Source organism: Microbacterium sp. ARD32, assembly GCF_031844385.1.
Classification (GTDB): Bacteria; Actinomycetota; Actinomycetes; order Actinomycetales; family Microbacteriaceae; genus Microbacterium.
Map to the genome: position 1 here is coordinate 15,380 of NZ_JAUZVD010000001.1, position 20,122 is coordinate 35,501.

Genomic DNA, 20,122 nt, shown 5'->3' on the forward strand with positions numbered 1-20,122 from the left:
AGGTCGGCGCGCAATGGTCGATGAAGGCGGGGAGTGGTTCGATGAAGGCATGGACGTCGAGCGGATGCTGCGCGAGCAGAGGCGGATGCTGTGGGCCACCGCGGTCTGCTTCGTGGTCGGCCTGCTCGCCGGCACCGCCGTGCTCTGGGGCGCTGCGCGACCGTTCAGCGGTGACGGCTCGGTGATCATCCCGGTCGCCCTGGTAGCGGGGCTGATCGCCGCGATCGCGTTCGTCATCAGCACGCGGATGCACCGGGCGGGAGAGACCGCGCCGATGCCGCTCTGGCAGGCCGTCGTCTCGGACGTCAGCGCCGTCGCGGTCACCGCCGCGCTCGCCGGGGTCACGGGGCTGGGGGTGCTGCTGGCCGGCGAGGTGCTGGCCACCGGCCTGCAGGGGCTCGAACTGCCGGCCGTCGGCGGTGGGCTGCTCACCGCCGTGGCATCCGCTCTCGGCGGGAGGACCGCGTTCCGCACCGGCATCCGCCTGAGCACGCGCGACGTCGCGGCGCTGCTGTTCGCGTTCCTCATCATCGGCACGCTGTTCGCGATGCTCACCGCGACCGACGCCGCCTGGTGGGAGCGCAGCTTCTCGCAGCTGGGCATCGGCTCGGGCGGCTGGGCGTTCAACGGCACCGTGATCATCGCGGGACTGCTGATCGCGACCGCCGGCGCGTACCTCGGCCGCGACCTGCACCGGATGCTGGGAGACGCCGCGCTGCGCGGCATCGCCGCCGTCGTGATCGCCTGGGCCGGTGCGGGAATCGCGCTCGCCGCCGTCGGCCTGCTCCCGCTGGACCGGATGCCGCTGCCCCACGCGATCGCCGCGTTCGCGACTCTCGCGCTGCTGCTCGCGGCCGCCGTCATGGCGACCGTGCTGATGGGCGAGCTGCGGATGCTGCGCGTGCTCACGGTCGTGCTCGTCGTGCTCATCGGGATCGCGGTCGTGCTCGCGTTCGGACTGCGCGTGCTCTCGGTCACGGTGCTGGAGGCCGTGGTCGTCGGACTCGTGCTGCTGTGGCTGACCACGCTCGTGCAGCTGCTCGGCATCCTCGCCCCCGACGTGTCGCGTCCCTCCGCCCGCCGCTCGCCCCTGCGCTGAGATCCCCCGCACTACCGGGCGTCCGCTCCGCCCGCGTGCGCTGCCGACGTCGGGATGGAAAGCGCTGGTTCCTGACCCCGCGGAGCGACGTTCTCCATCCGGGCTGCCGACGTCGGGATGGAAAGCGCTGGTTCCCGGCCCCGTGGAGCGGCGTTTTCCATCCCGCGCCCGACCCCGCGGACCCGCGTCGAGCGGCCGACGCGGCGCCGGGCGGCCGGAGTATCCTGGAAGCTGCGACTGGCGAAGCCGGATGACCGGCGGGGAGCACCACAACGGCATCGCCCGCCTGGGTGCCCATCACAGATGGGAGTGCCCGTGCGCTACGGGATGAATCCGCACCAGTCCGCCACGGTCGAAGGAGGGCCCGCCGTCATAGGCGGCGCGCCCTCGCTGATCAACTACCTCGATGCGCTGAACGCGTTCGCGCTCGTGCGCGAGGCCGACACGGCCGGTGGCCTGCCCGCCGCGGCATCCTTCAAGCACGTCTCACCGGCCGGCGCCGCACTCGCCGGCGCCGTCGATGACGTCGCCGCCGAGACCTGGCGCACGGCCGGCGCCGCCGCCGACAGCCTCATCTCCGCCTACGTGCGCGCTCGCGACGCCGACCCGAAGTCTTCCTTCGGCGACGTGGTCGCGCTGTCGCGTCCGGTGGATGCCGAGACCGCCGAGTTCCTGCGCACCGTGATCTGCGATGCGGTGATCGCCCCCGGTTACGAGGAGGGTGCCGTCGAGATCCTGCGCGCGAAGAAGTCGGGCAGTTTCCTGATCTTCGAGGCGGGCGCCGACTGGCAGCCGCCTGCGCGCGAGCGCCGCGAGGTGCTGGGTGCCGTGCTCGAGCAGGATCGGGATGCCGCCGAACTCGCCGCCGCGCTGCCGGAGGGAGCCCTCGACGCACCCCATCGCCGGGACGCGCTGCTGGGTATGGCGGCCGCCCGCTACACGCAGTCGAACTCCGTCGTGCTCGTGAAGGACGGGGCGGCGATCGGCATCGGCGCCGGCCAGCAGAACCGCGTCGACTGCGTGCGGCTCGCCGGCGCCAAGGCGCGCGTGTGGTGGCTGCGCCGGCATCCGTTCGTGCGCGACCTGCCGACGGTCGACGGGATGCGGCGGCAGGACCGGCTGAACTGGCAGATCCGCTTCGCCGGTGCCGAGATGACCGGCGCGCAGCGCGTCGAATTCGAGGAGCTCTTCGGCACCGCGGCATCCGGCCGCTACGACGAGCACGGCTGGCGCGAGGAGTGGGCCGAGCGGCTCGACGACGTGACCCTGGTGTCGGACGGCTTCCTGCCGTTCCGCGACAACGTCGACCACGCGGCCGAGTACGGCGTCGGCACGATCGTCGAGCCGGGCGGCTCGACGCGCTCCGACGAGGTCGCCGCGGCCGCCGCCGAGCACGGCATCGCGCTGGTCACGACCGGGCTGCGCCTCTTCCACCACTGAGGCGATCGGCACCGAGCCCGCTCAGCCCTGTCGGCGCACCATCTCGGCGATCCACGCCGGCGCGAACGGCGAGGTGCAGTTCGGCGGGGTCGGGTAGTCGGCGAGCACCTGCAGGCGCTCGCCGATGGCGACGGCGCGCTCGCGCAGCGCTGGGTGATGGATGCCGATGGTCGCCAGGGTCTCGTTCATCGCCCACTGCTCACGGCTCGGCGCATCGCGAAGCTCGCTCTCGATGCGGTCCAGCAGGGCGCCGAGCTCCAGGCCCGCCGGCGTCTTCTGCACCCGCACGGAGGTCAGCGACCAGGCGGCCGCGCGGGCGTCGGCATCCGCATCCTCGAACCAGCGCAACCGCAGCTCCTCGGCGAGCGGCGACTTCTTCGCGATGTAGTTGACCAGCCAGTCGTGCGCCTTCGCGCTGCGGGTGCTGCGCAGCATCTGATCGATCTCGTCCGCCGAGAGCTCCCGGGGCTTCGCGATCAGCAGCCCCAGCAGCTGCCCGGCGACGTCGCCGCTGTCCCACAGCTCGCGAGCCAGATCGCTCGACATCCCGACCTGCTTCGCCAGCGCGCGCATCTTCGACAGGTTCACGCCGTGCGCGTCGCCGTGCCGCTCGTTGACCGCGCGCGCTTTCGGGTCCTCCAGCGCGGCGAGCGCGGCCAGTGCTTCGGAGGCGGTCATGGGCATGGGACCAGGGTAGGCGAGCGTCAGGTCCACCCGGGTGTGGACGACGTCGGCCACGGGCGCCGTCGGAAGTGCCGAATCGGGGGCGAAGCCCGCCGCCGGGTAGTGTGAACGTCAACATGGCCGCACCCGACCCCGGAGCATCATGACCTCTGCATCCCTCTCCTGGCGCGACGGCCGGCTCTTCCGCGATGGTGAGCCGCACCGCATCCTCTCCGGCGCGGTGCACTACTTCCGCATCCATCCCGACCAGTGGGAGGATCGGCTGCGCCGCCTCGCCGCGATGGGCGCGAACACGGTCGACACGTACATCGCCTGGAACTTCCACGAGCGCGTCGAGGGCGAGTTCGACTTCACCGGCTGGCGGGATGTCGCGCGCTTCATCCGCATCGCGGGCGAGGTCGGCCTGGACGTGTACGTGCGCCCCAGCCCGTACATCTGCGCGGAGTGGTCCAACGGCGGCATTCCGTTCTGGCTGTCGGGTCGGGTGCGCGCGCTGCGCTCGTCGGATGCCGGATTCCTCGCCGCCGTGGACTCCTGGTTCGACGCGCTCATCCCCCGGCTCGAGCCGCTGCAGGCCGTGCACGGCGGCCCTCTCCGCCTGATCCAGGTGGAGAACGAGTACGGCTCCTACGGCAGCGACCAGGCCTACCTCGCACACCAGCGGGACGCCCTGCGCGCGCGCGGAATGGTCGAGATGCTCACCACCGCCGACGGCACGACCGCCGACATGGTGCGGTGCGGCAGCATCCCGGGCGCGATGGGCACCTTCACCTTCGGCACCGGGGTGGACGAGGCGGTCGCGCTTCAGAAGCCGGGCGAGCATCTGATGTGCAGCGAGCTGTGGGGCGGCTGGTTCGACCACTGGGGCGAGCAGCACCACGTGCGCTCGGCGGAGAGCATGATCGGCACCGTGCAGAAGCTGCTGGATGCCGGTGGATCGGTGAGCGTCTACATGGCGCACGGCGGCACGAACTTCGGGCTGTGGGCGGGCGCCAACCACGACGGGGTCATCCAGCCCACGATCACCTCGTACGACTCTGACGCGCCGATCGGCGAGGACGGCTCGCTGAACGACAAGTTCCACGCGCTGCGCGCGGCGTTCGCCCCTTTCCACGAGGGGCCGCTGCCCGCGGTTCCGGATGCCCCGGAGCACCAGCCGGCGGCATCCGCCCCTCTCGTGCCGACCGCCTCGCTGCTGCAGGTCGTGCGCGCGCAGCCGGTCGCGGCGACCGCGCCGCTGCCACTGACGTACGAGGAGCTGGGTGCGGAGGACGGGATCGTCGCCTACGAGTCGGATGCCGTGTTCGCAGCGGACACGATCCTGACCGTTCTCGGGCTGCGCGATCGCGCGACGGTGTTCCTGGACGACGCACGGCTCGGCACGATCGAGCACGACGGCGAGCAGTCGCTCGCGCTGCCGGAAGACGGTGGTGCGGGTCGGCTGACGATCGTCGTGGAGAGCCTGGGACGCATCAACTACGGTCCGCGCACCGGTGAGCGCAAGGGCATTCTGCAGGGGGTGCTGATCGGCCGCCGGTTGCAGCACGGCTGGGAGCACCGGGTGCTGCCGCGCGATGCCGTCCCTGCAGTGGGCGGCGACGCTTCGATCCCCACGACCCAGGAGGGTGGGTCGTGGGGATCGAAGGGTCGCGACGGCCTGGCCGCGGCATCCCTCACCGTCTCCCGCCCGCTCGACGCCTGGCTCGCGTTCCCCGGCTCCGCCAAGGGCATGGTCTGGCTGAACGGCTTCCTGCTCGGGCGCTGCTGGGACCGCGGCCCGCAGGTCACCCTGTACGCACCCGGCCCGCTGTGGCGCGAGGGCGAGAACGAGATCGTCGTGCTCGACACCGATCGTCTGGGCGACACGGTCGAGATCCGCGAGCACGCCGACTACGGACCGCGCGAGGAGTTCGTCGGCTCCTGACTCAGCAGGCGTGCGCGCGCTCGCCGTGGCATCCGGGGTGGCGGGCCGGATCTGAGGTGGCGTGCCGTCGGAATAGGGATTCCTTCCGATGCCGGCGGGGTGCCTCAGCGAGGAGTGTAGGGATGCACCGAAAGGGGGCATCCCATGTATCAGGACAGTTTCAGTGTGTACCGCGTGATCGTGTTCGAACTCGAGCAGGCGGCGGCCCGCGCCGAGCATCAGCGCGTGATCTCCGAGCGGACACGGGTCGTCCCGCGGCGGAGCCTGCGGCAGCGGATGCTGCGCCGCTTTGCTCTGCGCCGTCGACGCGTGATGCCGGCCGACGCGTGACGCCGGCCGACGCATGACGACCGCACTGGATGTCGGCCGCGGATGGCACGATGAGAGCATGTCCCTCATCGTGCCCTCCGCCGAGATGGTCGGTCGCGATGGCGAGCTCGATCGGCTGCGGAGCGCCCTGCAGCGTGCATCGGCAGGGGAGTCGGCTTCCGTGCTCGTCGCGGGTGAGGCGGGCATCGGCAAGTCGCGGCTGCTGCGCGAGTTCGCGGAACAGGCCCGGGATGCCGCGCTCGTCCTCACCGGCTGGTGCCTGGACTACGGCTCCACGCCCGTGCCGTACGGGCCGCTGCCGGCGATCGTCCGCGGTGCGCTCGCCGCGCTGGGCGACACCGGGACCGATGCGGCGGGTCCCGGACGACAGGCCCTGCGCGTGCTGCTGCCCGAGCTGGGCGAGGCGCCGGCCGACCGCACCGCCGGTGTGGAGGGTCTGCGCGAGGCGATGGCCGACGTGCTCGAGGCGGCGGCAGCCCGGCATCCGCTGATCATCCTCGTCGAAGACCTGCACTGGGCCGATGACGCCACCCTCTCGTCGTTGGCCTTCCTGCTGCGCGCGCTGGCTGGCCACCGCATCCTGTTCGTGCTCACCTGCCGCGTCGACGAGGTGCGCCGTGGCACACCCGTGCGCGGATTCCTCGTCGAGGCCGAGCGCGCACGGCTGCTCGAGCGCGTCACGCTCGAGCGGCTCGACGCCGTGCAGGTGCGCGCCATGGTCGACTCGCTCGATCGCCGTGTCGACGACGCGGGTTTCGCCCGGCTGCTGGAGCGCTCGGAGGGCGTGCCGTTCTTCGTCGAGGAGCTCGCCTGCACCGCGAGCGGACCGCTGCCGGACTCGCTGCGGGATGTGCTGCTGGTGCGCTTCGACGGACTGACGGACGATGCCAAGCGGGTCATCCGCGTCGTCTCCGCCTCGGATGCCGCCGTCGAGCATGAGCTGCTCAGTGAGATCGCCGGCCTTCCGGACGAGCGGCTGGACGCCGGCATCCGCGAGGCCGTCGGGGCCGCAGTGCTGGCCGTGCGCTCCGACGACTCGTACGGATTCCGTCACGCGCTGCTGCGCGAAGCCGTGCACGACGACCTGCTGCCCGGGGAGCGGGCGCGCCTGCATCGGACCTATGCCGAGGCGCTGGAGCACCGCGCGGGCGCGGGCGCCGGCGGGCGGGAGTCCGAGCTCGCCTTCCACTGGCATCAGGCGCACGACGCCCGCCGCGCGCTGACCGCCGCGATCACCGCGATGGACCGGGCCAGGAGCCGCTTCGCGTTCGCCACCGCCGCGACCTTCGGCGAACTCGCCCTCGAGTTGTGGGAGCAGGTGGCCGACGCGGCCGAGGTCACCGGGCTGTCGCACCGCGAGCTGCTGACGCGGCTCGGATCGATCCTGCGCAACGCCGGACACGACGAACGAGCCCTGGCCGTCGTGAACCTGGCGCTCGACGAGGTGGACGAGCAGACCCCGCAGATCGTGCGCGTGAAGCTGCTGCGCGACAAGGCGAAGTACGTGCAGAACGTCGGACGCCGCGGCGCCGCGGAGCTGCTGCAGCAGGCGCTGGACGAGATGGACGGCGCGCACGGCCGTGAACGCGTGGACGACGCGCGCCTGCGTTCGCTGCTGCTGACCGCACTGGCCGGCCGGCTCATGATCGAAGGGCGGCCGCAGGACGCCATCCGCGTGGCCGAGGAGGGACTGCGCATCGGCCGGGAGCACGACATCGATGAGGCGATCTCGATCGGGGCGAACATCATCGCGGCCAGCCTGCTGGATCTCGGCGACGCCGACGGGTCGCGGCGCTTCTACGAGATCGCCTGGCGGCACGCCGTGCAGACAAGCGCCAAGCTGCGGTACTGGGTGAATCACTCCGACTCGCTGAGCGCTCTCGGCCGCTACCGCGAGGCGCTCGGCGCAGCGGATGCCGGGATCGCCCAAGCCCGCGAGCTGGGGCTGCAGCGCTCGACAGGATCGATCATGACCGAGAACATGGCCTTCCCGCTCACCGAGCTCGGCGAGATCGATCGTGCCGACGAGCTGCTCTCGAAGGATTTGGCGACGCGCAGTTTCCGGATCTATCGCGTCTACACCACCGCTTCGCGCATCCGGGTGCTGGTGTGGCGCGACCGCATGCAGGAGGCGGCGGCACTGCTCGCCGAGTGGCGCCCCACGATGATCGCGGCGGCGGAGGTGGAGAACCAGGTCCGGTACGGACTGACCGACCTGGACATCGCCCTCGCGATCGGCGAGGGACGGCTCGGCGACGCCGCCGACACGCTCGAGCGCATGCTCGACGAGCACGGGTCGCGGCTCGCGCACGCCGCGCGGCGCGTTCTGGATGCCGCGTTCATCGTGCCGGGCCTCCGCGCGCAGGGCGATGCGGCGCGTGCCGATGCGCTTGCGGAGCGGGTGCGGGATGTATGGCAGGACTACACCGAGCAGTTCCCGGAATGGGGTGCGATCCTGCTGGCGCTGCTCGACGGCGACGCCGACGCGCTGCGTGCGGCCATCCCGGTCGCCGACGGCATCGATGGCCCTGTCCTGCTCGCCGTCGTGCTGCGACTGGAGCTCGCCCGCGCGCAGATCGCCGAGCGCGGCGACCGGGCAGAAGCGGCATCCGTCCTGGCTCAGGCGCGGCAGATCGCCGACCGCATCGGTCACCGCCGTCTGCAGCGCGAGGTGGCGGAGTTCACGAACGCGAGTCGCCTCGGCACGACCTCGGTACGAGGAGACGGCGGCGAGCTCACCGAGCGCGAGCAGCAGGTGCTCGACCTGATCGTCGAGGGGCTGAGCAACCGCCGGATCGCCGAGCGGCTGTTCATCAGCGTCAAGACGGTGAGCGTGCACGTCTCGGCCGTGCTGCGCAAGCTGGGCGTCGCCAGCCGCACCGAGGCGGCCGCCCGCGTCCGGTCAGGCGGCCGCGACCACGCCGGTTCGCTGCTCTAGCTCGGTCAGCATCCCCGCGACCCCGTCCGGGGGAGTCGGCCGGCCGAGGTGATATCCCTGCGCGAGATCGGCGTCCAGAGCATGCGCGGCCGTCAGCTGCGCGGCATCCTCCACACCCTCGATCAGCGTCTGCGCGCCGACCGCGCGTGCGGCGGCGAGGAGGCTGTCGATCCGCCCCGGCCCGTCGCCCTCGCCCGACCGCCAGAACAGCTCCCGGTCGATCTTGACGATGTCGGGCTGCAGCTGGCGGATGCGGTCCTCGTCGGAGTGGTCCGCTCCGGCGTCGTCGATGAGCAGGAAGCCCCCGAGCCGATCCACCTGGGCGCGCACGGCGACGCAGTCCTCCGGCGCGGAGCCCTCGAACAGCTCCAGCCCCCACGCGCGCTCCCCTCGCTGCAGCAGCTCGGCGAGGAACGGATCCGTCATGGTCTGCCCCGAGGCGTTCAGGGTGACGAACAGATGCGGGGGCAGAGCGGATGCCGCATCCACCGCCGCCGCGATGAGCTGCAGCTCGAGCTGCTCGCGCCGGCCCTCGGTCTCCGCCGCGCGCAGGTGCTCGAGCGGGGAGAGCCCGTCTGCGAACCGGGTCAGCGCCTCGAAGCCGATCACGCGCGCGGCGCGCAGGTCGACGATCGGCTGGAAGAGGGCCGTGGAAGCGGTCTGCGCTGTCATCGGACGCCACCGTTCGTCGAGGAGAGGATCACGGTTCAGTGTATGCGGCACCGGTCGGGCGCGGTGACCGGGTCCGCGGGCATCCGCCGCGACCTCGACGGCGATCGCGGGCACGGGTAATCTGGCGAGGGGAGCGCGGAGCGATCGCGCGGGGAAGGGATTCGTGGTCGATCAGGGCATCCGCGCCGCCGACGCCCAGGAGCTCCGCTGGCTGGGACTGCGCTGGATCCAGCGCGCGGTCCGGCGCACGTCAGTGCAGTCCCTGGTGACGGCGATCCTCTGTCTGTACTTCGCCGTGCTCGAGGTCTTCGAGCTCTTCCAGGGCGGCCTCTCAGAGCTCGAGGTGGTACTCGTGCTGGTGCTGCTGGTGGTGTGCACGGCGCCGGCGGTCATGGTGCTGCTGATGGGCATTCGGCTGCCGAAGTGGACCGGACTGGTGTTCGTGATCGGGCACGCGGCCGTCTCGGTGTACTACCTCGGCTTCTCCGACGAGCGGCAGAACGCGGTCGCGGCGATCCAGGAGCTGCCGGTCGTCGCCGTGTATCTGGCCTGGTTCTTCGGCGCGCGCGTCGGCCGCGCACTGGAGCTGGTCATCGTGACCGCGGTGGCCGCCGCCATGCGGTTCGGCCCGTTCGGCGGGCCCGAGATCGAAGGCGTGCTGGGTACCGGCCTGTTCGGCCCGCCGAACATCGCCGGAGCGGTGCTGCTGACCTGGCTGTGCCTGGAGATCGGGTTCTTCGTGCGGCACCGGGTGAGCATCGAGGCGCACACCGATCCGCTCACCGGCGCTCTGAACCGGCGCGGTTTCGCGCTGCAGCTGGCCGAGGCGGCGCGGCGGGCGGCGCGCTCGAAGCGTCCGCTGTCGATCGCCGTGCTCGACCTGGACAGCTTCAAGGCCGTGAACGACCAGTCCGGGCACGAGGCGGGTGACGCCGTGCTGAAGAGCCTGGTCGCGCAGTGGATGTCGCTCTCGCGGTCGGGCGATCTGGTCGGGCGGCTCGGCGGGGATGAGTTCGCCATCATCCTGCCGGACACCTCGGCGGAGAACGCCGGGATCATGCTCTCGCGCATGCGCTCGATCGCCAGTCATCCGTGGTCGTGGGGCGCGGCCGAGGTGCAACCCGGCGAGTCCCTCGACGCGTGCGTGCGCCGCGCGGACGCGGCGATGTACCGCAGGAAACGCGGGTCCTGAACGGAAGGGGAATACCCGGAGGGGGTATTTGGTAGTACTCTGAAGAAGATACCCCGCTGGGGTACGTCGAACGCAGAGGAGACACCATGACCACGTCCGAGTTCCAGGTGACCGGGATGACCTGCGGGCACTGCGAGCTGTCCGTGCGCGAAGAGGTCGAGAGGATCGCGGGCGTCGAGGACATCGAGGTGAGCGCCCGCACCGGACGGCTGGTCGTGAGCGCGGCATCTCCGGTCGATGCGGATGCCGTGATCGCGGCCGTCGACGAGGCCGGATACTCCGCCGTCGCAGCCTGACCCGTCCGCCGGACGTCCTGACCCGCCGCCGCACCCGCACCCGCACCCGCATTCGCATTCGCATTCGAGGAGCGTCATCGTGACCATCGCAGAGCCGTCCCGCATCGATCTGGAGATCGGCGGCATGACCTGTGCCTCCTGTGCCCTGCGCATCGAGAAGAGACTCAACCGGCTCGACGGCGTGACGGCCACGGTCAACTACGCCACCGAGAAGGCGCAGGTGACGGTCGACGGACCGCTCGACCCCGCTGCGCTGATCACCGCCGTCGAGAACGCCGGGTACACGGCCCGGACCCCTGAGCCGTCCCCGCGCGCCCCGGAGCGGGGCGTGAGGAGCGAGGGGGCGGGCTCTTCGGCATCCGATCCGTCCGTCTCGGAGACGGATGCCGAGGCGCCCGAACTGCGCGCGTTGCGCCAGCGCCTGGTCGGCTCGATCGTGCTGAGCGTGCCGGTGATCGTGCTGGCGATGATCCCGGCGCTGCAGTTCACGTACTGGCAGTGGCTGTCGCTGGCGCTCGCGGCGCCGGTGATCGTGTGGGGCGCGTGGCCGTTCCACCGCGCCGCGTGGGTGAACCTGCGGCACGGCGCGGCCACCATGGACACGCTGATCAGCATCGGCACCTCCGCCGCGTTCGTCTGGTCGCTGTACGCGCTCTTCTTCGGCACTGCAGGGATGCCGGGCATGACCCACGGATTCAGCTGGACCCTCGAGCGCGGCGACGGCGCGGCCAGCATCTACCTGGAGGTCGCCGCCGGCGTGACGATGTTCGTGCTCGCGGGCCGCTACTTCGAGAAGCGCGCCAAGCGGCGGGCCGGCGCCGCGTTGCGGGCGCTGCTGGAGCTCGGCGCGAAGGATGTCGCGGTCATCCGCCCTGCGGCCGGCTCAGGGACCCCCATCGAGACCCGCATCCCGATCGCCGACCTGCGCGTCGGCGACGAGTTCGTCGTCCGGCCCGGCGAGAAGATCGCCACCGACGGCGTGGTCGTCTCGGGGGCCTCCGCGATCGATCAGTCCATGATCACCGGGGAGTCCGTGCCCGTCGAGGTCGCAGCAGGGGATGCCGTGACCGGCGCCACCGTGAACGCCGGCGGCCGCCTCGTCGTGCGCGCGACGCGGGTCGGCTCCGACACCCAGCTCGCGCAGCTGGCGCGCCTGGTCGAGGACGCGCAGACGGGCAAGGCGCAGGTGCAGCGCCTGGCCGACCGCATCTCCGGCGTCTTCGTGCCGATCGTGATCGGCATCGCGCTGGTGACGCTGGTCGTGTGGCTGCTGCTGGGCTTCCCGGCATCCGCAGCGTTCACCGCGGCCGTCGCCGTGCTGATCATCGCCTGCCCGTGCGCACTCGGCCTGGCCACGCCCACGGCGCTGCTGGTCGGCACGGGGCGCGGGGCGCAGCTCGGCATCCTGATCAAGGGGCCGGAGGTGCTCGAGTCCACCCGCCGCGTCGACACGATCGTGCTCGACAAGACCGGCACCGTCACCGAGGGGCGCATGAGCGTCGCGTCGGTCGTGCCCGAGCAGGGGACCGATGCCGTCGAGCTGCTGCGCCTGGCCGGCGCGGTCGAGCATGCCAGTGAGCATCCGATCGCCCGGGCGGTGGCATCCGCCGCGCTCGCCGACGAGGCCGTCACCGAGCTCCCGCCCGTCGAGTCGTTCCAGAACCACGAGGGGCGCGGGGTCACCGGCGTGGTCGAAGGACGCGCCCTGGTCGTGGGGCGGCTGTCGCTGCTGGAGGAGTGGTCCGTGCATCCGTCGGCAGGGCTGCTGTCGGCGAAGGCGGATGCCGAGTCCGCCGGGCAGACCGTCGTGCTGGTGGCGTGGGACGGCGCGCCCCGCGGCATGATCGTCGTCGCCGACGAGGTCAAGGACACCAGCGCCGAGGCCGTCACGCAGCTGAAGGCGCTCGGGCTCGCGCCCGTGCTGCTCACCGGCGACAACCGCGCCGCCGCGCAGCACATCGCCGATGAGGTCGGCATCGACGAGGTCATCGCCGAGGTGCTCCCGGCCCAGAAGGCGGCCGTCATCACCCGGTTGCAGGCCGAGGGCCGCGTGGTGGCGATGGTCGGCGACGGCGTCAACGACGCGCCCGCGCTGGCGCAGGCCGATCTCGGCATGGCGATGGGCACGGGAACGGATGCGGCGATCCAGGCATCCGACATCACCCTCGTGCGCGGAGACCTGCGCGCGGCATCCGATGCCATCCGACTCTCGCGTCGCACGCTCGGCACCATCAAGGGCAACCTGTTCTGGGCGTTCGCTTACAACGTCGCGGCGATCCCGCTCGCGGCCCTCGGCCTGCTGAACCCGATGCTGGCCGGCGCCGCAATGGCGTTCTCGAGCGTCTTCGTCGTCGGCAACAGCCTGCGGCTGCGCTCCTTCCGTTGAGCGCGCGAGCACACCGAGCCCGTTGCTGAGGAGGCACCCATGGACCCGCACACCTACACGCACGAATCGCAGGAGAACTCACGAAGCACAGGAGACTCTGCTCAGGAGACTCCTGCAGATCGAGAGTTCTCCGGCGGATCGGGTGCTCACTCCGGCCACGCCGACCACGTCGGCCAGTTCCGGCGGCTGTTCTGGATCAACCTGCTGATCGCGATCCCCGTGGTCGCCTCCAGCGGCATGTTCGGGATGATCCTCGGCTACCAGGTGCCCGGCTGGGCGCGCTGGATCGCCCCGATCCTCGGCACGGTCATGTACGTCTGGGGCGGGCGGCCGTTCCTCACTGGCGCGGTCTCCGAGCTCAGGTCGCGCAAGCCCGGCATGATGCTGCTCATCGGCCTGGCGATCACCGTGGCATTCCTCGCCTCGTGGGGAGCGAGCCTGGGCATCCTGCACCACGAGCTCGAGTTCTGGTGGGAGCTCGCGCTGCTGATCGTGATCATGCTGCTGGGTCACTGGCTGGAGATGCGCTCGCTCGCGCAGACCACTTCGGCCCTCGACTCGCTGGCCGCTCTCCTGCCCGACGAGGCCGAGCGCGTCGACGGCGACGAGATCATCACAGTCAGCCCCGCCGACCTGCGGGTGGGTGACATCGTGCGGGTGCGCCCGGGCGGCAGCATCCCGGCCGACGGCATGATCGTCGACGGGCGCGCCGATCTGGACGAGTCCATGCTCACCGGCGAGTCCCGCACGGTCAGCCGCACCACCGGCGACCCCGTCACCGCCGGAACGGTCGCGACCGACTCCGGGCTGCGCGTCGAGGTGACCGCCATCGGCGACGACACCGCGCTCGCCGGCATCCGCAAGCTCGTCGCCGACGCGCAGGCATCCAGCTCCCGCGCCCAACGGCTGGCCGACCGCGCCGCCGCCTGGCTGTTCTGGTTCGCGCTGGGCGCCGCCGTGATCACCGCCCTGGTCTGGACCTTCGCCGGCCTGCCGAACGAGGCCGTCATCCGCACCATCACGGTGCTCGTGATCGCCTGCCCGCACGCGCTCGGCCTGGCGATTCCGCTGGTGGTGTCCATCGCGACCGAGCGCGCGGCCCGCGCCGGAGTGCTCGTGAAGGACCGCCTCGCCCTGGAGAGCATGCGCGACATCGATGCCGTGCTGTTCGACAAGACCGGCACGCTCACCAGGGGCGAGCCCACAGTGACGGGGATCGCGCCGGTCGAGGGATGGTCGGACGACGACGTGCTGGCGCTCGCCGCCGCCGCGGAGGCCGACAGCGAGCATCCGCTGGCGAAGGCGATCGTGCGCGCGGCATCCGCCCTTGCCGTCGCGAACGCGACCGCCTTCGCGTCCTCACCGGCGGTCGGCGTGACCGCCACGGTCGACGGGCACGAGATCCGCGTCGGCGGGCCCCGCCTGCTCGAGGAGGTCGGAGCGCCGGAGATTCCGGATGCCAACGGCTGGCGCACCGAGGGCGCGATCATCCTGCATGTCGTGCGCGACGGGCGGGTGATCGGCGGATTGACACTGGCCGACGAGATCCGCGCCGAGTCGCGCGAGGCCGTCGACGCGCTGCGCGAGCGCGGGGTCGAGGTGGTCATGATCACGGGGGATGCCGAGGCCGTGGCGCGCTCGGTCGCCGACGAACTGGGCATCGAGCGCGTGTTCGCGGGCGTGCGGCCGGAGGACAAGTCGGCCAAGGTCGCCGAGCTGCAGAACTCCGCCGCAGGCAGGAGCTCCAAGAAGGTCGCGATGGTCGGAGACGGAGTGAACGACGCCCCCGCTCTGGCGCAGGCCGACGTCGGTATCGCGATCGGCGCTGGCACCGACGTGGCGATCGCCTCGGCAGGGGTGATCCTGGCATCCGATGACCCGCGCTCGGTCATCTCGGTGATCGAGGTATCGCGGGCGAGCTACCGCAAGATGAAGCAGAACCTGTGGTGGGCGGCCGGATACAACCTGCTCTCGGTGCCCTTGGCCGCCGGGGTGCTCGCGCCGATCGGGTTCGTGCTGCCGATGTCGGTCGGCGCCGTGCTGATGAGCCTGTCCACGATCGTGGTGGCGCTGAACGCGCAGGCTCTGCGGCGCCTGGACCTGCGTCCAGAGCGGGTCGCGGGCCGCTGAGGCACCTGAACCGACGTTCGCGGGTCCCAGCTGGTTGCCTCTTCACGTGTGAGGGCACGAGGTGGGACCCGCGAACCAGCGGATCGAGCGTCAGCCGGACCACTCCTCGGCGAGCACGCCGTAGCTCATCCCGTCCATCCACTCGCCGGAGCGGTGCAGCGCCGTTTTGCGGCTGAACTCCTCGCGGCGCATGCCGAGACGCTCCATCAGGCGCCACGAGGGCTCGTTGGCCGCGAAGCATCCGGCGTGCACGCGCCGCAGTCCGAGCGTCTCGAAGCACAGGTCGATCACCGCTCGCACCGCCTCGGAGGCGTGTCCCCGCCCGGCGTATGCGGGCGTCAGCACCCAGCCCAGCTCTGCTTCGGCACCCTGCGCCTGCTCGGCGACCTCGGCCTGCGCCCAGGCGTCGCCGACCTTGATCATGAGGTCGCCGATGATCGCCGGTGCGCCATCGCCGGCATCCGCCAGTGCGATGACGAAGCTGATCGCGCGACGCTCCGGCGTGGAGTAGGTCTGCCCGAACTCCTCGCGTGTCGCGGGCGCCCGGCCAAGCCAGCGGTTCACCTCGGGCAGCCGGCGGAACTCCCACACGGCATCCAGATCCGCATCCTCGAGCGGGCGGATCACCAGCCGCTCGGTGCGCACCGGCCAGTCGACCTCGCTCAGTGAAACCATCCCGACAGCGTAGCGGCGCCCTTGCTGCGCCGTGGCCTGCGCCGCCGCTGGTCAACGCCGTTCGCGGGGTCCGAGATCGCGGCCTCCTCGTAGGCGAGACCACCAGGTGGGACCCGCGAACAGCATTCACGCGCCCGAGTTCTGCGTCAGCTCCACGTGTCGGCGACAGGGGGCGTCGGCGACGCGCGCGCAGGGTCAGGAGGCCTCGGCGCGGCCCTGACGCCAGTACCCCATGAACGCGATCGAGCGGCGGTCGATGCCCAGGTCGCGCACCAGGTGCCGGCGCAGCGCGGTGATGGTGCCCGCCTCGCCCGCCAGCCACGCGTACTCGCCGCCGGCGACGGCATCCGGAACCTCCCAGAGGATCTCGTCGGCGCTCGGCTCCGCGACCCAGTCTCCGGATGCAGCGGATGCCGCGGGCACGAGCGCGCGCGAGCGCTGACGCCCCCACGCGTGCACGGCGGCGGTGAGCCGCACGCCGTGGGCCGCCGCGCCCCGCCCGAGCCAGGTGACGCGCACGCCGTCCGGCCCCTGCAGTGGCAGCGCGTCGGCGTCGGTGGGGACCTCGATGCACACCTCGCCGGTGACGTGCGGCGGAAGCGACTCGACGATCGAGCAGATCGCGGGCATGGCCGTCTCATCGCCCGCGATCAGCACTGAGGTGGCATCCCCCGGGCGCCACTCGATTCCGCCTGCCGGCTGCTGCGAGCGGGAGTTGGGGCCGACGACGAACATCGGATCGCCGACACGGGCGCTCATCGCCCAGGCGGATGCCGGACCCTCACTGCCGTGCAGGGCGAAGTCCACGTCGATCTCACGCTCAGCAGGGCGCGGATCCCGGATCGTGTAGGTGCGGATCGGGTTGCGCTGCTCGTCGGGGAGCTCGCGCCAGCGCCGGTACCACTCGCCCATTCCCTGCGTCTGGTCGAATTGGCCCACATCGGTGACAGTTCCGTCTGCGAAGGGGATGATCAGCTTGATGCGCTGATCCAGACCGTCGGTGCCGAAGTGCGCCAGGTCGTCGCCGGTCAGGGTGATGCGGGTGAAGCTCGGCGAGAGCGGGGCGATGCGGGCGACGGTGGTGCGGAAGGTGCGGTACGGATGCTGACTCACCACTCCAGCATAGGTTAGGCTCCCCTAATCCGTCAGTGCCGCCTGTGCCGTCGCCCGTACCGCCAGTCTCACGGGGGCGCGGCAGTCGGTTCACAGGGCCAGCAGAGCGAGCCCCCCCGCGACGCCGAGGTAGAACAGGTTCACCGAGAGGATGAACACGCGCTCGGAGATGCCGAACACCTTCGGGCGCAGCTGCTTGACGATCAGCACCACCACGCTCACCGCCAGCGAGACCAGGGCGATCCACGAGATCACCGTGAGCGAGGCACCCAGCCATTCCGGCCCGCGGGCCGAGAAGAGGCGTGCGAAGTTGCCCATGCAGGCGTAGCTGATGGCGAACCACGCGATCGCGAGCAGGTAGTGCAGGCGCCCGATCATGCTCAGTTTCTGGCCCTCCAGGTCGGTGGGCACGAACGGCAGCACGAGGAAGATCGCCGCCAGAGCGACCAGGCAGACCACGATGCCGGTCACGTCGGACCAGTCCGGCAGCCCCGCGGCGACGGCCGCGGCGAGCAGCGCCCAGAACGGCACGGTGATCCAGGTCATCGCGCTGCTGAGGCGCCTGGTGCTGCCCACCGCGTAGTCGCTGACCGCGTGGCGGACCACCGAGTAGTCGCTCTTGACGAGGTGCAGACTGACGAACAAACCGAGGCGGACGAGCCCACAGACTGCGGCGGCGATGGCGAGGATCAGGGTCATGAGGGTTCACTCTCTGTCGGGGTGCGGATGGTGCGGACCTCGTCGTGGAGGGCGCGGATCGTGGTGGCGAGTGCCTGCGGGTCGATCCCGACGGCGCGGGCGTTGTCGTCGACCGAGTGGCCGAGCAGTGCGGAGCAGTGGGTCATCTTCTCGGAGCCTGAGGGGGTCAGGTGCAGCTCGCGGCGGTTGCCCGCGCCCGACGGCGAGTGATCGGTGACCAGCCCGGCGGCGAGCAGCGCCTTGACGACGCCGCTGGCGGCCGCCTCGGTCACACCGAGAGCCCGCGCCAGCGTGCGACCGGTCAGGCCGGGGTGCTCGTGCAGGATCACCAGCGCGACGTACTGGTTGTAGCTGAGCCCCTCGGGTCGCAGGATCTGCTCCGCCCACCGGTCGAGTGTGCGGACCAGGTCATGCAGCTCGTACGCGAGGTCCATGGCACTACTTTAAGCACTTAAGTTACTGTGCGCAACGCCGGGTCCGGGACCGAGTCGGCCCGCGCGATGGTGCTCGGCAATGAGATAGGTTAGGCTCTCCTAACGTGAACGAATTCACCCAGGGATCCTCCGCTCCCGCAGACGAGCTGCACGGCGAGTCGCTCGCCCTCAGCTATGGGCGCACCCGAGTCGTGCACGAGATCTCCCTGCATCTGCGCCCCGGAGTGGTCACCGCGCTGATCGGACCGAACGGCAGCGGCAAGTCCACGGTGCTGCGCGCGCTCGCCCGCCTGCATCGCGTGGATGAGGGCATCGTTCGCATCGTGGATGGACGCGGCGAGCGGGATGCTGCGGATCTGACCGCCAAGGAGTTCGCGCGCACCGTCGCGATGCTGTCCCAGTCCCGCCCGCATCCGTCGGGGCTGGAGGTGCGCGACGTGGTCGCCTATGGCCGGCATCCGCACCGCAGCCGGTTCGCCGGGATGACGGATGCCGACCGCGACGCCATCGCGGGGGCCCTGGAGCTGACCGGACTGAACGCGATGACGCACCGCGCCGTCGACGAGCTCTCCGGCGGCGAGCTGCAGCGCGTCTGGCTGGCCACCGCACTGGCGCAGGACACCGGCATCCTGCTGCTGGACGAGCCCACCAACCATCTGGACCTGCGCTACCAGGTCGAGACGCTCGACCTGATCTGCGACCTCGCCGACCGGGGCACGGCCGTCGGCGTCGTGCTGCACGACCTGGGGCATGCCGCCTCCGTCGCCGACGAGGTCGTGCTCATGCACCGCGGCCGCGTGCATGCCGCCGGCACGCCGGCTGCCGTGCTGACGAGCGAGAACCTCACCCAGGTCTATGGTCTGCCGATCGACGCGAGCGTCGACGGGCGCACCGGGCGCGTGCACGTCACGCCGCGCGGTCGCCACCACGACCGCGCGGGCCGTGCGCTCGCCGCCCTCTCCGCCTGACACCGATCCCGCGCCCGACTCCGGGCCCGATCTCCGCACCGCTTCTCCCCGACGACCCGACCCGACCACCACCACGGAGCCCCACCGATGAAGAAGTCCCTCGCCGCCCTCGCGACCCTCGGCGCGCTGACCCTCGCGCTCACCGCCTGCGGAACCACGCAGGCCGCGCCCGACAAGACGCCGGACGACACGACGTCCGCGGCGAGCGGCGCCGGCTGCGCCGACGACAGCACGAAGACCTCCACCGGCCCGGTCGAGCTCACCGACGCCTTCGGCCGCACCGTGAAGCTCGACAAGCCCGCCGCGAAGGTGGCCGTGCTGGAGTGGCAGCAGATCGAGGACGTGCTCTCGCTGTGCGTGACGCCGGTGGCGGTGGCGGATGCCGACGGCTACCGCACCTGGGACACCGCCGAGGAGCTGCCGGAGGACGTGAAGGACCTCGGCACGCGCCAGGAGCCGAACCTCGACGCGCTGTTCGCGACCGAGCCCGACCTGGTGATCGTCGAGGCGTACACCCGCGACGACGCGATCATCACGCAGCTGGAGAAGTACGGCGTTCCGGTGCTCGCCACGCTCGGCGCCGACGCGAAGGACCCGATCAAGCAGATGCTCGGCACCTTCGATCTGATCGCCCGGGCCACCGGCCGCACGGAGCGCGCCGACGTCGTGAAGGACGAGTTCGACGAGAAGCTCGCCGAGGGCAAGAAGGCCGTCGCGGGTGCCTCGCTGGAGGGCGCGCCGTTCGTGTTCTTCGACGGCTGGGTGGACGGCGGCAACGTCTCGCTGCGCCCGTTCGGCCAGGGCTCGCTGATCGGCGAGCTGGGCGAGGAGCTCGGGTTGAAGAACGCCTGGACCGGCGAGGTCGACCCCGCCTACGGCCTGGGTCAGACCGACATCGAGGGCATGACCACCATCGGCGACGCCATGCTGCTGCACACCGGCACCAACGATCCCGACTCGGAGAGCTTCATCGACGCCGCGGAGAAGAACCCCGCCTGGGCGTCGATCCCGGCCGTCGAGGAGGGCCGGATCCATGCCTTCCCGGCCGGCATCTGGACCTTCGGCGGACCGCGCTCGGCCGAGCAGATCGTCGACGCGTACGTGGACGTCATCACGAAGTGAGCGATCGCGCCCCCGGCTCT

17 protein-coding genes are annotated in these 20,122 nt (G+C 71.4%); 11 read left to right on the plus strand and 6 right to left on the minus strand.

The window, feature by feature from the left end; genetic code table 11:
• Positions 1-13 precede the first annotated feature (13 nt).
• Together Q9R19_RS00085 and Q9R19_RS00090 are read left to right on the plus strand one after the other, a co-directional pair.
• On the plus strand, positions 14-1,099 hold the full coding sequence (locus tag Q9R19_RS00085; protein WP_311254321.1) for a DUF998 domain-containing protein: 1,086 nt from the start codon (positions 14-16) through the stop codon (positions 1,097-1,099).
• Between the two features lie 303 nt (positions 1,100-1,402).
• Positions 1,403-2,539, plus strand: coding sequence for a hypothetical protein (locus Q9R19_RS00090; protein WP_311254322.1), 1,137 nt, complete (start codon positions 1,403-1,405; stop codon positions 2,537-2,539).
• A gap of 21 nt (positions 2,540-2,560) precedes the next feature.
• On the opposite strand, the gene Q9R19_RS00095 is transcribed toward Q9R19_RS00090, so the two are convergent.
• Positions 2,561-3,223 carry a DNA alkylation repair protein gene (locus tag Q9R19_RS00095; RefSeq protein WP_311254323.1) on the minus strand — a complete coding sequence of 221 codons (663 nt, stop codon included), beginning with the start codon at positions 3,221-3,223 and terminating at the stop codon, positions 2,561-2,563.
• A 142-nt stretch (positions 3,224-3,365) separates the two neighbouring features.
• Here Q9R19_RS00095 and Q9R19_RS00100 point away from each other — a divergent pair, with 142 nt between their 5' ends.
• From Q9R19_RS00100 to Q9R19_RS00110, 3 genes are all read left to right on the plus strand, one after another.
• Positions 3,366-5,147, plus strand: a complete 1,782-nt coding sequence (locus tag Q9R19_RS00100) for a beta-galactosidase (RefSeq protein ID WP_311254324.1) — start codon at positions 3,366-3,368, stop codon at positions 5,145-5,147.
• A gap of 144 nt (positions 5,148-5,291) precedes the next feature.
• Positions 5,292-5,477 carry a hypothetical protein gene (locus tag Q9R19_RS00105; protein ID WP_311254325.1) on the plus strand — a complete coding sequence of 62 codons (186 nt, stop codon included), beginning with the start codon at positions 5,292-5,294 and terminating at the stop codon, positions 5,475-5,477.
• Between the two features lie 58 nt (positions 5,478-5,535).
• Positions 5,536-8,415, plus strand: a complete 2,880-nt coding sequence (locus tag Q9R19_RS00110; RefSeq protein ID WP_311254326.1) for an AAA family ATPase — start codon at positions 5,536-5,538, stop codon at positions 8,413-8,415.
• Here the strand turns inward: Q9R19_RS00110 and Q9R19_RS00115 are convergent.
• Complete coding sequence (locus Q9R19_RS00115) at positions 8,380-9,087, minus strand: EAL domain-containing protein (protein ID WP_311254327.1); 708 nt, start codon at positions 9,085-9,087, stop codon at positions 8,380-8,382. The two genes, Q9R19_RS00110 and Q9R19_RS00115, sit on opposite strands and share 36 nt — an antisense overlap.
• Before the next feature lie 163 nt (positions 9,088-9,250).
• On the opposite strand from Q9R19_RS00115, the gene Q9R19_RS00120 reads away from it, so the two are divergent.
• The 4 genes from Q9R19_RS00120 (at position 9,251) to Q9R19_RS00135 (ending at position 15,091) form a co-directional block, all read left to right on the plus strand.
• A complete protein-coding gene (locus Q9R19_RS00120; RefSeq protein ID WP_311254328.1) occupies positions 9,251-10,279 on the plus strand; it encodes a GGDEF domain-containing protein in 1,029 nt (342 codons plus the stop codon).
• An 86-nt stretch (positions 10,280-10,365) separates the two neighbouring features.
• Positions 10,366-10,575, plus strand: coding sequence for a heavy metal-associated domain-containing protein (locus tag Q9R19_RS00125; protein WP_311254329.1), 210 nt, complete (start codon positions 10,366-10,368; stop codon positions 10,573-10,575).
• Between the two features lie 124 nt (positions 10,576-10,699).
• Positions 10,700-12,961, plus strand: coding sequence for a heavy metal translocating P-type ATPase (locus Q9R19_RS00130; protein WP_311255826.1), 2,262 nt, complete (start codon positions 10,700-10,702; stop codon positions 12,959-12,961).
• A 39-nt stretch (positions 12,962-13,000) separates the two neighbouring features.
• Positions 13,001-15,091 (plus strand): copper-translocating P-type ATPase, encoded by a 2,091-nt coding sequence (locus tag Q9R19_RS00135; protein WP_311254330.1) that lies wholly within the window; start codon positions 13,001-13,003, stop codon positions 15,089-15,091.
• Between the two features lie 90 nt (positions 15,092-15,181).
• On the opposite strand, the gene Q9R19_RS00140 is transcribed toward Q9R19_RS00135, so the two are convergent.
• The 4 genes from Q9R19_RS00140 to Q9R19_RS00155 all read right to left on the minus strand — a co-directional run bounded on the left by Q9R19_RS00140 (position 15,182) and on the right by Q9R19_RS00155 (position 18,012).
• Positions 15,182-15,766 (minus strand): GNAT family protein, encoded by a 585-nt coding sequence (locus Q9R19_RS00140; RefSeq protein WP_311254331.1) that lies wholly within the window; start codon positions 15,764-15,766, stop codon positions 15,182-15,184.
• Between the two features lie 195 nt (positions 15,767-15,961).
• Positions 15,962-16,879 carry a siderophore-interacting protein gene (locus Q9R19_RS00145; RefSeq protein WP_311254332.1) on the minus strand — a complete coding sequence of 306 codons (918 nt, stop codon included), beginning with the start codon at positions 16,877-16,879 and terminating at the stop codon, positions 15,962-15,964.
• A 90-nt stretch (positions 16,880-16,969) separates the two neighbouring features.
• The gene (locus Q9R19_RS00150; protein ID WP_311254333.1) at positions 16,970-17,578 is read right to left on the minus strand and encodes a DUF998 domain-containing protein; all 609 of its coding nucleotides are present in this window, start codon (positions 17,576-17,578) and stop codon (positions 16,970-16,972) included.
• Entirely contained in the window at positions 17,575-18,012 is a 438-nt protein-coding gene (locus Q9R19_RS00155) for a MarR family transcriptional regulator (protein ID WP_311254334.1), read from the minus strand. The genes Q9R19_RS00150 and Q9R19_RS00155 overlap by 4 nt, the downstream gene beginning before the upstream one ends.
• 104 nt (positions 18,013-18,116) lie before the next feature.
• Here Q9R19_RS00155 and Q9R19_RS00160 point away from each other — a divergent pair, with 104 nt between their 5' ends.
• Positions 18,117-18,980 carry an ABC transporter ATP-binding protein gene (locus Q9R19_RS00160; protein WP_311254335.1) on the plus strand — a complete coding sequence of 288 codons (864 nt, stop codon included), beginning with the start codon at positions 18,117-18,119 and terminating at the stop codon, positions 18,978-18,980.
• 87 nt (positions 18,981-19,067) lie between these two features.
• Positions 19,068-20,102, plus strand: a complete 1,035-nt coding sequence (locus tag Q9R19_RS00165) for an iron-siderophore ABC transporter substrate-binding protein (RefSeq protein ID WP_311254336.1) — start codon at positions 19,068-19,070, stop codon at positions 20,100-20,102.
• The last annotated feature ends 20 nt before the right edge of the window (positions 20,103-20,122 follow it).